Source organism: Phaeobacter italicus (assembly GCF_001258055.1).
GTDB classification, from domain to species: Bacteria; Pseudomonadota; Alphaproteobacteria; order Rhodobacterales; family Rhodobacteraceae; genus Phaeobacter; species Phaeobacter italicus.
On record NZ_CVRM01000036.1, the window covers coordinates 137,356 to 149,759 of the forward strand.

Here is a 12,404-nt window from a genome sequence, read left to right on the forward strand (position 1 = left end):
AGCTAACCCTTCAGCGAAATTGCGATATTCTTGGTGCGAACGTAGTTATACAGCGCTTCCAGCCCCTTTTCGCGACCAAACCCCGATTTTCCGACGCCGCCAAAGGGTGTCGAAATTCCCCCTGCAAACCATTCGTTGACGAACACCTGACCTGCGCGCAGTTTGCGCGCAACACGGTGAGAGCGCGCCAGATCGCGGGTAAAGATCCCCGCGACGAGGCCAAACTCTGTCCCATTCGCTGCCGCGATTGCCTCAGCCTCTGTGTCAAAAGGCGTGATGCAGGTGACGGGCCCGAAAATCTCTTCTTGGGCGACACGCGAAGCCGGGTCCACATCCGCAAGGATGGTTGGCGCCATGAAATACCCAGCACGGTCCAGTCTGGCACCACCTGCCGCTACTCGGGCTCCGTCCTGCCGCGCTGTTGAGGTCAGAGCCTCGACACGCGACAGCTGTTGGGCAGACACAACGGGCGTATGATCGGGATTGTCCAATCCGTGCCCGACGCTCAGCCCATTCGCGAGCTCCGCCGCACGCGCGACGACCTCTTCATAGACAGAACGATGAACCAGTACCCGAGCCATGGCAGAGCATACCTGCCCCGCATTGTAGAAAATTCCCGATTTCAGGCTGTTCAAGACCCCATCAATATCGGCATCCTCGAACACCACAGCTGCTGATTTGCCGCCCAGTTCCATCAGCGAAGGGGTGACCGTTTCGGCCGCTGCATGCAGGATTGCCTGCCCCGTGGGGACAGAGCCAGTGAAGACGATCTGATCGATTTCACCACTCGCGACCAATTTGGCACCGATATCAGAACCGAGACCACAAAGGATCGAAACAGCCCCTGCGGGAACGTCCGCACGCTCCAACGCTATTCCCAGCATCGCAAGAGCAAGTGGATCGAGTTCCGGTGACTTGATGATGGTTGAATTCCCAGCCGCCATCGACGGCGCAAGGGAGCGCGCGGCGATCGAAACCGGGAAATTCCAAGGCACCACCTGTGCGGATACACCGTAGGGTTCAAATACAGTGTAATCCGCATAGTCGGGACCAAGCGGGATCGATTTTCCTTCGATCTTGTCGGCAACACCTCCGTAGTACTCAAAGTACTGTGCCGCCTCCTCAAACTCTTCATGCGCCGCGCTGAGCGTTTTGCCGCTCTCGCGGCAGAGAACCTCTGCCCCTTCCGTGGCCAGACCGCGAATTTCCTGCGCGACCCGCAACATCAGCCGGCCCCGGTCTGAGGGTTTCATGTCCGCAAGATCACCGCGTTCAAAAGACGCGCGCGCCGCCTGCAAGGCTTGCGCTAGCGAAGTTTCGCCCGCCTGCGCCGCATCCGCAAAATGCTCTCCTTTTCCTGGGTCTTCGATGGCGATCGTCCCGCCGCCATCCCCTTCGCTCCAGCTTCCCGCGACGTAGTTACGTGCAAGCCCGCCTGCCAGAAATCCGCTCATGCCTCGCGGCCCTTTTCGACCTGGCTTGCGACCCAGTGGTGGAAATTATGGGTAGGTCCGTCCATTGCTGGCGAAAACCGTCCGCCATCAAAAAGAACCCCATGCCGCCCCTTTTGCATACCCTCGACGACAAAAACGTCCTCTTCGAACACGGTTTTCCACAGCTGCGCGTTTGACGCGCGCAGACCATCAAATTCGGGCGTCTCCCGTTCGCTGCGCGCATAGTAGAGTTCAATGTGCTCGACCGTATTTTCGCAGTCCTTGGGTTCCAGAACGATCGCAAAGCAGTGATCCCGCTGCACTCCAAGCAATACATTAGGATAGACCGCAACATATTCGGCGCCTTCATCCCATTTGTCGCTGAGCCCGTCGAAATCGGCCATCGTCGTGCCGTCTTCATCTTTCAGCTGACGATAAACCAGCGTTCCCTGCCCAGAGTACTTCCCGAGAACTTCGATATTGTAGTGGTCTTCAAGGCGCGAATAGCTGTTCAGGCCCGGGTGAACCCACGGCAAGTGGTAGCTCTCGCAGTAGTTCTCGACCGCCAGTTTCCAATTGGTCGCCACCTCCAATTTGAACGAAGACGCTTCACCGCCATGGTGGATCGGTTTTTCGAATTCTGCCCACCGTTCCAACAGATCGGCGTGAACCTCTTCAAAGGCCGGGGCGTTGCCGTCGACATTAACATAGATCACATCTTGCCACACATGGGAGCGGACGCGAACCAGACCGAGCTTGTCCATCTGAACGTCTTCATGTGTGTTTTGGCCCGGACCGCCGACATGCGGTGTGGTACGCAATTCTCCATTCAGACCATAGCACCAGCTGTGATAGGGGCAGCGGATCGCTCCCCGGATTTTCTGAGGCTTGTCGACAAGGATCATCCCACGATGGCGGCAAGTGTTCTGGAACACTCCGATATCGCCATTCCGGTCGCGGACCAGCAACAGTGGCATACCAAGAAAATCAACAGGTTTGGCATCTCCGGCTTCGGGGATATCCTTGCCAAAACCAATGCCTGACCAGTTGGCAAACAGAACAGATTCACGTTCCTCAGCAAAGACAGCTGGGTCCACATAGTGTTCATTCGGCAAGCCATTTGCGACGCTGACAGGCTTTAGAACGGATGACAGTTTGCTGTGTTTGTTCATCGAACTCTCCTTGGCGGACGATCCAGTTTTGCCCAGATGCCGCCGGAGAGCGTTTTTGCTCAATAGGAGAAAACTTCATTCATGGGTGATCTGACCTAAACCGAAAGCCCCTTTGCATCATTCAAGATCCAAGATTTCAGCCGCCTCGCATTTTCCGACAGTTCTTCGTCCGGCAATCCGACCAGATAAAATTCATTTGGGGCGGGCAGCTTGAAATCGCCAACAATGGACAGCTTGCCTGAATCGATCATTGGCTGGATCAACCGGCGCCAACCAAGCGCAAGACCTGCCCCTTTGCGCGCGATTTGCAACGCAACCGAATAGCTCGTCACTCGTGTGCCGGGGGAGACATCACCACGATGTCCCAACTCCAGAAACCAGTCGCTCCATGTTGTCCAGCTTTGACTTGCGCTTTGGAGATGGATCAACCGCTGACCCGCCAGCTCGCCCAGCGACACCCCTTCCAGTTTCGCCGCCAAATCCGGCGTTGCCACGGGAACCAGTTCGTCGCGATAAATCGCTGTGTGGCTGAGCGTTGTATCGCCATCCCGACCATAGCGGATAAAAAAGTCGAATTCGCGGGTGTCGTGAAAGGGACGGTCCTGTGTGATCTGATGAATGTTCAAATCAGGGTAGTCGCGCCAAAATCGGATGATAACGGGCGACAGCCAGAGCGCGGCAACAGCCGTGGTTGAGCCAACGGTGACAGCATCGTCTTCGCCCGTTTGACGGATCTTCCCCAATTGTCGCGAAATCTGTCTGAACGACGTGACCAGAGTTTCAAACAAATCCTGACCTTCCCGCGTCAGTTCAACCCCTCGATGCTTGCGCTGGAACAGCGCAACGCCCAGCTCGCCCTCCAAGGCTTTGATCTGGTGGCTGACAGCCCCCGGTGTCACCGAGAGCTCCTGTGCGGCGTTCTTGAAACTGAGATGGCGTGCAGCGGCTTCAAAGGCTGACAGGGTGGTCAGAGGAGGCAAGTTGTAGTGACGTCTGGACATGGCGACTCTATTGGGTGGGACACCCTGCTTGGCTTGGGGTTATATCAATTCATCCGAGTATGAGTATTTTTCAAATTGAACACCAATCTCAAATCGGCTCATGAGAGTTCGGAAACGAACAATTTGCCGCTAGGGCTGCACGCCTGCATTATCTGGGGGATTTGAGATGGACACCAAAACCGCGCGCCTGCTTCGCAAGACAGATCTCAGCGAGGACACGCGTGATTTTGCCTTCGAAATCCTTGATGGCCGTTTCTCGGGCCTGGAACCCGGCGCCCATGTCGATATTCACCTCGGTGCGGATCTCGTGCGGCAATATTCGATCTGGAGTTGGAGCCAGGATGGGCGGCAGATCAACGTCGCCGTCAAACGCGAGGACGCCGGCCGCGGCGGTTCGCGGGCGATGCACGAGCTGGAATCTGGCGCCACAGTCGAAATTGGCGGCCCGCGCAATCACTTCAAACTTCAGCCAGGTGAGTGCTACGTCACCCTGATCGCAGGGGGCATCGGCGCCACGCCGCTTGTCGGCATGGCACGCGAGTTGGTCAACAGCCGTCGCGAGTTTCAGATCTACTACCTCGCCCGCTCCCGCCATCTTGCGGCGATGGACAAGGCTTTTCGCGCGCTGGGTCTGGGCGACAGATATCATTTGCATTGTGACGACACCGACGGGCAGCTGGACCTCGCTTCTGTACTGCAATCCATGCCCATCGGCAGCGACGTCTACGCATGTGGTCCGGAACCGATGCTCAACGCCGTTCTTGACGCAGGCAGCGCTATGCGGGGTGGGACCATTCATTTTGAACGGTTCGCGGCCGCTGCGGATGCCGATCTTGGTGCCAAAGACAGCTTTGAGATTGAAATCCAATCAACCGGGCAGATCCTGCCGGTCCAGTCTGACGAGAGCATTCTTGATGTGTTGAAAGCAAATGGGATTCCGGTTGATTTCGGCTGTTCAGAGGGTCTTTGCGGGTCATGTATCGTTGATGTGATCGACGGAGAAGTCGATCACCGGGACGGGATCCTGACCCCCGACGAACAGGCAACCAACAGCTACATGTGTACCTGCGTGTCACGCGCAAAGTCGGCGCGGCTGGTGCTCAACCTCTGATAGAAAGGCCAGTCGCCGCACGGATGTACTCCCATGCGGAGACTTGCCTTGCCTTAGCGTTCATTGAACGCGTTGGTCATGGTCTGGTGAACCGGCTTCAACATATAGGCGAGCAGTGATTTTTCGCCGGTCGTCATTTCCGCAACCACCGTCATGCCGGCCTGAAGTGGACGTTCGAAACTCCCCGCCCCGACAGAGCGACCATCAAGCCGGATGGAGGCGCGAAAATAAGTTGCGCCTGTTTGCTCATCAATGAGCGGCACAGGCGACAGCGCGGTCACACGGCCCTGAACCTTGCCAAAGCGGCGAACATCATAAGTATCAACTGTGAGATTGACGGGCTGCTCGACGCCGACATGGCCGATCTCACCATTGGGAATGCGAGCTTCTACCATGAGATCAAGCCGGGTGGGCAGCAACTCAAAGATGGTTTCCCCAGGCGCGATCACCTCACCCTCGTTGGGAAACGCCACGGATTGAACGACCCCCATGCTCGGGGCGACGATCTGCAGACCCTCAAGCTTTCGGTCCACAATCCGCAAGGAGACCGCGAGTTCGCTTCGCTGGTCACTCAGTTCCTCGATTTCATCAAGCATCTCTTCGCGCAACGTCAACGTCTGCTCAGCCAATTCTGCACGGGCCAGTGTCAGGGCACTGCGCGTTTCTGCCAGTCGGACTTCTCCGTCAGAGGCTGCGGTGCGCAAGGCATCCAGTTGGTCCGCATCACGACCCAAATCCCGCAGCGTCGTCAGCCCCTGCTTGTGCAGCTGACGGGCGCGCTCCAGCTCTTCTGCCTTGCGCGCCACCCGCTCCAGCGTGAATTTGTGGGACGCCTCCAGAATATCCAAGGTTTCCTGGTGCTGGGAGATCGACATCGATTTCACCCGCTGGCTCTCTGCGTAGATCTCCAGCGTGGCGGCGGCGCGGTGCTGATCCAGGCTGCGCAGTGCTTCCAGTCGATCGGCGGTGATCGCAACTCCGCTTTCCAGCGCGCTCAGCACCGTCTGGGCCCGCGACAGCTTGCGATCTGCGATTGTGATCTGCTCTTGCAGTTTCTGCTGCTCCTTCGTCAGGTCCGGATGACGCAGCTCAACCAGGACATCGCCCGCCTGAACCCGGTCGCCGTCTTGCACATGCACCCGGTCGACGATGCCCCCTTCCATCACCTCGATTTGGGTGTAGTCACCAAGTGGGACAATGGTGCCCGGCGCTCTCGTGATCTGGGGCACATCGGTTCGCCCCGCGAGCACAATAAGCGCCACAACCATCCCAGAGAAAATCGTTGCGATGAGTGCCGCAAAACGAGGCTGCTTTGCTTTCGCTTTCTGCTTGGCCTGTGCAATCGGCCCGTTGCGGTTCTGTTTCATAGATGACGTGCCCATTGGTTAGGTTTCCATTGCTTTGAGAACAGCCTGAACTTTTTTGATGGCAGCTGCGCCAGTGTCATTCACCACAACCCTGTCACCATTGAGAAAGATGACCCGGTCTGCCATTTGGAGGAATGAGCGATCTGCGGTCGCGATCAGGACCGTACTGTGTCCCCTTTGCTCCTCCAGCCAGGATTTGAACTGCGCACGGCGGGGTTGGGACAGGCCATTTGTCGGCTCGGAGAACAGATAGATCGAAGACGGGCGGATCATCGTGCGCGCCAGCGTCAGACACTTAACGACCTCTCCCGGCAGGGTGGCCAGCAACCGATCATTCAGCCGCGACCGCACGCCATCTGGCAGGGCGTTGATGTCATCCGCAATTCCGATCGCATCGAGCCCCCTGGAAATATCAGCATCCGTCAACGCAGGAGAGGCCAGCCGGAAATTCTGGCTGATTGTGCCGTAAAACAGGCGGGGATCATAAGTCGCATAGGATACCGATTTGCGCAGCTCATCCCGTGCGATCTGGCGAATGTCGATCCCATCATGTTCAATCGCGCCGGTCGAGGCGCTGGCAAGACCGCTGACAAGGTCCAGAACCGCGGTCCGGCTCGCCACATCGCGGCCCATGACAACGACCAACTCACCGGGTTTGGTGTCCAGCGCCGCCGCCGTGAGCAGAGCAGGATTGAGCGGATCCGGACGATAGCCAACGCCTTTGAAAGCGATCCCGCCCTGCAACGTTTTCTGATGAGATTGGCGCAGGCCCAATTCCATTTCTTCCGGCAAAGCCAACACCCGATCGGCCTGCACCTGGCTTTTGCGAAAGCCGACCAACTGTCCGAGCGATGACTGCAGCGCCTGAACGGGTGCAAGCACCTTGGAGACCAGCGCAATCGACGCAATCAGCGCGCCAAATGTCATGCTGCCGGACACAGCCCCATGCGCGCTGATGATGATCGCCCCAACCGAACCAAGCGCAACGATGCTCTGCGAAACGGATTGCACCAGATTGCGCAGCTGTCGCGCCTTTGCAGTCGCAGCTTCTGATGCTTCAGCAAGCGGCATGCAACGCTCAAGCCATTGAGACTGCATGCCCAGGTTCGCCAAGGCGCGTTGATGCACCACCGCATCCTGTACAACGCCTGCGCTTGCAGCGCCTGCTTCTGCCGCTGCCTGATCCAGCCGCTGCTGGAATGGCAGTGAAATAAAGCCAATTCCCACCAGTAGCACGGCCAGTCCCAGCGTCAGCAGGCCAACCGCAGGCGCCAAGTAGGTAAGCACCGCAAAGAACATCACCGCAAACGGAAGGTCGATCAGCGTGGTCATCACCTGCCCCGTGAACAGCTCCCGCAGGGATTCAAACTGTCGAAACCGCGCGATTTGCTGGTTGACGTCAGATTTTCTGAGCTGGGCCAGAGGCAGGCTCATCAGCTTGCCAAAAAGGGCAACAGCAAGCGCCCGCTCTCCCCTTTGTCCAACATATGCCAGCGCCCGTGTGCGCGCATTGCGGAACATGAAATCGGACAAGGCAAGAATGGCGACACCGACCACCAAAGATGTCAAAAGATCAACCGAACCAGATGGGATCACCCGGTCATAGATCGCCATGATAAGAAGCGGCGCCAGCAATCCCAGAAGATTGGTTAGGAACGCCGCAACCAGCAGACCCGGCATCATCTGGCGCAGGGCAGAGAAAGATGCACCAACGGTCTGATTTGCCCGCAGCGACGGCTGGTAGGTGAATTTCTCAATCCGAATGACCGTGCAATGGCGCCGCGCAGGTCGAATTTCAACAGCGGTTTCGCCATGTGGGTCGGCGACTTCGAGGATATCCCCCCGCTGGCCGAGCGCAACGTAGCATGGCGCATTCACCGGGATCACCAGTGCGGGGCATTCATCTTCGGTGATTTCCGTCTCAAGACAGGTGGTCTGGACATAGGGCACTTCCAGATTGTCGAGCGTCTGGATCAGGTCGGCCGGATCCAGGGTTTCCGACAAGTGCGGAAACGCCTCTGCAATAGTGTCCTCATTGTTCTGCCAACCGCCAACAACCAACAACTCCCTGATCAGCGCGCCAGCATCTTGGGTACGGACCATGTTCATGCGACGTCCCTCCTCAGGTTTTCTGCGGCATCTCGGTCAAGGCGGGCATCGGCCTCCCAATCTGCAACATTGTCACCGTCGAGAGCGGACAGTTTGCATGTAACCTCTGCCAGCCGCTTCATCCGCGGATCCGGGCTTTCGATCAGAAGGGTTGGCTTTTCCACCAGTCCGGCAAGGCAGGCAGACAGCGCGTCCCTTTCAGCGGTATCCAGAACGGCAGTCGGCTCGCTCATGATGAGAAGCCGGGGACGTAGGGCCAAGACCCGCACCAAAGCGATCAGCTGACGGTTCACAGGATCATTTTCAAACCCGCTGCCGGTTCCCAGCTTGGTGTTATAGCCCATTGGCAGGCGGTGAACCCGCTTTTCCAGGCCAAGTTGAGCCGCAAAATCCTTGGCACGGCTGACACGGGCCTCATCGCCAAAGGCACTGATGTTTTCAAGCAAGGTTCCCGACAGGATGGCTGGATCCGGCTCCAGTATCACCAAGGCCCCTTCGCCGCGCTCCGACACTCTTGAGGTGGCGGGCTTACCATCAATCAAGACCTGCCCCACAGCGGGAGGCCGCTGTCCTGCGATCACCTCGAACAGGGCCTGGCTCTGCCAGGCGGCGCCCCCCTCTATCAGAACGGTCTGCCCAGCCAGAACACACAAATCCGGCACGATGACCTGCTCGCCCTCGCATCCCTCATTAACCAGCCTTACACCTTCGAGCGTCAGCTCACCTTCAAACGAGCTGCGCTCTTCCTCTGCTCCGGAGTTGACGGGCAGGGCATCGACCTCCCGCAGTTTGGACCACGACAACGCGAGATTTTCTGACTGAACCCACAGTGTCATCAATTTGGTCAGCGGCTGTACAATGCGACCGTTCAGCAACATGCAGGCGGCCATCTCGGCAATGCCGATCTGCTGCTGTATCACCAAATAAGCCCCCAAAAGACCCATCGCTGCCACCGACAGCTGGCCAAAAATCGCGCCGAAGCTCTGCGCCAGGCCGGAAAATCGAATGAGCCTCTGGCTGATGTCGACTGTTTGGTCTTCCAGCAGCTCGAAACGACGTTTGAGTTGCCGCTCCATCCGGTTTGCCTTGACCGTTTGACTGCTCGACAGAACCTCGGACAAAAAGGCATAGCGCCGATTGTCGAGCGTTTTGCGTTGATCAAACAGAGCCCACTGCGCCCGCTTCATCAAAAGCGAAAAAACCAGAACAGCCGTCAGCCCAGCAATGGGCACCATGACCAGCCAACCGCCGATCATTGCGATCATCCCCGCAAAAAGCAGCGTAAAAGGAAGGTCAATCAGCAAGGCATGGTTCTGCCCCGCGTGGTGATCCCGCAATTGAGCGATGGCAGCAAAACGATCGAGATGTATCGGCGCAGCATCCCGCGCAAAGGCCACCGTGTTGGCGCGTAAAATCCGGTCAACAAAACGGCGATAGTTGGACACCGCCGCCTGCTCTGCTGTGGCATTCAAAAGGGTCGACCGGCTCCAGCGCAGGATCAGCTCCAACGCCGCACTCCCAAGCAAGAACAGCGTCAACATCTGAAGCGTGTCCAAGGACTGAAAAGGGATAACGCGATCAAAAATCAGCAAAATCACCACTGGCATGACCAGCGCGGCCACGTTCAGCGCCAACGAGGCTGCCAAGATCGGCAACCTCGTCCCGGCGGTCGTTTCGCGCCCCTTGAACGCAGATTCTTCCATCTTGGCACCCATTCCACACCACTCACTGAACTCAGTGTGTGCGCGTAACTTCTTTCACATTGATGAATATGTCACACGCTGGACGAGAATAAGTAATTAAAATTATTCGAGAAAGGAGAGAGCGCCTTAACCATTTCACTTTATGGTCGCTTGCGATTTGAGCACGCAACAGGACCAAAGTGATGAGTGACACCATTAAGGGCGGCCAGGGGGTTGCAAGCCGTGCAACCAAGGATCAGCACGACAAGGAAGCCTTCGCAGCAGAGCTGTCCCGGGGCGTCCAGGTCACGCCAGAGGATCAGAGCCGCAGCACCCTTCACACCGGTGAACAGCAGGAAGGCGCCTACATCGCCAAGAAGAATGTTGAGGGGGCAGACAGCGGATCCGACAGCGGCACAAACCCATCTGCCGCCTCACCTGCACAATCACCGCAATCATCAGGTTCCGAACTCCGCGGGCTCGCCCAGACCGGTCAATCGGCCGACTACCAGCAGCCCGCCGCCCCTGATGCACCCAACCCTGACAGCACAGGCCCCTCTCCCACTGGTGGGGAGGATGCCGTGGCGTTTCGAACGGCCAGCACTGCTCCAAACACATCTGCCAAGGTGGCACCTGATGGGCCTGAGCCGACACCATCTCCCACCGGCGATCCAGGGCTGGATGGTGTCAAAACACCAAACACCGATGGCACCCCTCCCACTAACACCGGGGGGGAACCCGCACCTGTAGATCCAGGAACCGAGCCAACAGAACCCGGCACTCCGACAGAGCCGGAGCCCTCCGAGCCGCGCGCACCGCAAACACCTGAACCAAGCGAACCGCAAGAGCCCGAACCACAGCCCGGCACAGATGGCGCCGAGCCGGAGCCGCCAACCGATACAGGGCAACCGCCGGCGGTAAGCGGACCCAGCGACACAGACGGTGACGGTGACGGTGACGGTGACGGTGACGGACCAGATCCGGCACCCTACACTCCACCCCCGAATTATGTGCCGGAAGACATGGATCTTTCCGGCAACAGCCTGAATGAAAACGACGACGGCGCCGTCGTCGGAACGCTGAGCACAAACGACCGCAATGGCGCTGACACGCACAGTTATAGCGTCTCGGACGACCGGTTTGAGGTGGTCGATGGCCAGCTGCAGCTGAAGGACGGTGTCGCCCTCAACCACGAGGTCGAAGATCAGATCATCATCGACATCACTGTCACCGACAGCCAAGGCGCGGAATATATCGAAACATTCACCGTCGAGGTCACGGATACCAACGACGCCGTCACCGGCATGGACCTCTCTGGCACGCAGGTTTCGGAAAACGCGGGCGGTGCGGTTGTCGGCACCCTCTCGGCGCAGGACGAAGACGCAGAGGACACGCACAGCTATTCCGTCTCGGATGACCGGTTTGAGGTGGTCGATGGCCAGCTGCAACTGAAGGATGGCGTCGCCCTCAACCATGAGGTCGAGGACCAGATCGACGTGCAGGTCACTGTCACGGACGCGGCGGGCACCTCGCACACGGAAGGGTTCACCGTCGAGGTCACCGATACCAACGACGCGGTCACTGGCATGGACCTCTCCGGCACGCAGGTTTCGGAAAACGCGGGCGGTGCGGTTGTCGGCACCCTCTCGGCGCAGGACGAAGACGCAGAGGACACGCACAGCTATTCCGTCTCGGATGACCGGTTTGAGGTGGTCGATGGCCAGCTGCAACTGAAGGATGGCGTCGCCCTCAACCATGAGGTCGAGGACCAGATCGACGTGCAGGTCACTGTCACGGACGCGGCGGGCACCTCGCACACGGAAGGGTTCACCGTCGAGGTCACCGATACCAACGACGCGGTCACTGGCATGGACCTCTCCGGCACGCAGGTTTCGGAAAACGCGGGCGGTGCGGTTGTCGGCACCCTCTCGGCGCAGGACGAAGACGCAGAGGACACGCACAGCTATTCCGTCTCGGATGACCGGTTTGAGGTGGTCGACGGCCAGCTGCAGCTGAGAGACGGCGTTGCCCTCAACCACGAGGTCGAGGACCAGATCGACGTACAGGTCACTGTCACGGACGCAGCGGGCACCTCGCACACGGAAGGATTCACCGTCGAGGTCACGGATACCAACGACGCGGTCACCGGCATGGACCTCTCTGGCACGCAGGTTTCGGAAAACGCGGGCGGCGCGGTTGTCGGCACCCTCTCGGCACAGGACGAGGACGCAGAGGACACGCACAGCTATTCCGTCTCGGATGACCGATTTGAAGTGGTCGACGGCCAGCTGCAGCTGAAGGAAGGCGTTGCCCTCAACCATGAGGTCGAGGACCAGATCGACGTACAGGTCACTGTCACGGACGCGGCGGGCACCTCGCACACGGAAGGGTTCACCGTCGAGGTCACGGATACCAACGACGCCGTCACCGGCATGGATCTCTCCGGCACGCAGGTTTCGGAAAACGCGGGCGGCGCGGTTGTCGGCACCCTCTCGGCACAGGACGAGGACGCAGAGGACACGCACAGCC

7 protein-coding genes and 1 pseudogene are annotated in these 12,404 nt (G+C 58.6%); 2 read left to right on the forward strand and 6 right to left on the reverse strand.

Annotation, left to right across the window (positions count from 1 at the left end; all coding sequences use genetic code 11):
* Positions 1-2: 2 nt before the first annotated feature.
* From NIT7645_RS18280 to NIT7645_RS18290, 3 genes are all read right to left on the reverse strand, one after another.
* On the reverse strand, positions 3-1,454 hold the full coding sequence (locus NIT7645_RS18280; RefSeq protein WP_008563510.1) for an aldehyde dehydrogenase family protein: 1,452 nt from the start codon (positions 1,452-1,454) through the stop codon (positions 3-5).
* Entirely contained in the window at positions 1,451-2,605 is a 1,155-nt protein-coding gene (locus NIT7645_RS18285; RefSeq protein ID WP_050687724.1) for an aromatic ring-hydroxylating oxygenase subunit alpha, read from the reverse strand. The genes NIT7645_RS18280 and NIT7645_RS18285 overlap by 4 nt, the downstream gene beginning before the upstream one ends.
* Positions 2,606-2,700: 95 nt before the next feature.
* Positions 2,701-3,606: a LysR substrate-binding domain-containing protein gene (locus NIT7645_RS18290; RefSeq protein WP_008563389.1), complete on the reverse strand. Its 906-nt coding sequence runs from the start codon at positions 3,604-3,606 to the stop codon at positions 2,701-2,703.
* Positions 3,607-3,772: 166 nt separating this feature from the next.
* On the opposite strand from NIT7645_RS18290, the gene NIT7645_RS18295 reads away from it, so the two are divergent.
* The gene (locus tag NIT7645_RS18295) at positions 3,773-4,717 is read left to right on the forward strand and encodes a PDR/VanB family oxidoreductase (RefSeq protein WP_008563371.1); all 945 of its coding nucleotides are present in this window, start codon (positions 3,773-3,775) and stop codon (positions 4,715-4,717) included.
* A 53-nt stretch (positions 4,718-4,770) separates the two neighbouring features.
* Here NIT7645_RS18295 and NIT7645_RS18300 read toward each other — a convergent pair whose 3' ends face one another.
* Genes NIT7645_RS18300 through NIT7645_RS18310 form a run of 3 tightly spaced genes read right to left on the reverse strand, consistent with a single transcriptional unit; the run spans position 4,771 to position 9,896 of the window.
* The gene (locus NIT7645_RS18300; RefSeq protein WP_082204904.1) at positions 4,771-6,099 is read right to left on the reverse strand and encodes an HlyD family type I secretion periplasmic adaptor subunit; all 1,329 of its coding nucleotides are present in this window, start codon (positions 6,097-6,099) and stop codon (positions 4,771-4,773) included.
* A gap of 3 nt (positions 6,100-6,102) precedes the next feature.
* Complete coding sequence (locus NIT7645_RS18305) at positions 6,103-8,187, reverse strand: ABC transporter transmembrane domain-containing protein (protein ID WP_159420191.1); 2,085 nt, start codon at positions 8,185-8,187, stop codon at positions 6,103-6,105.
* Positions 8,188-8,189: 2 nt separating this feature from the next.
* Positions 8,190-9,896 (reverse strand): ABC transporter transmembrane domain-containing protein, encoded by a 1,707-nt coding sequence (locus NIT7645_RS18310; protein ID WP_008563344.1) that lies wholly within the window; start codon positions 9,894-9,896, stop codon positions 8,190-8,192.
* A 182-nt stretch (positions 9,897-10,078) separates the two neighbouring features.
* Here NIT7645_RS18310 and NIT7645_RS19795 point away from each other — a divergent pair.
* Positions 10,079-12,404, forward strand: a pseudogene (locus tag NIT7645_RS19795) (hypothetical protein); the annotation flags it as partial.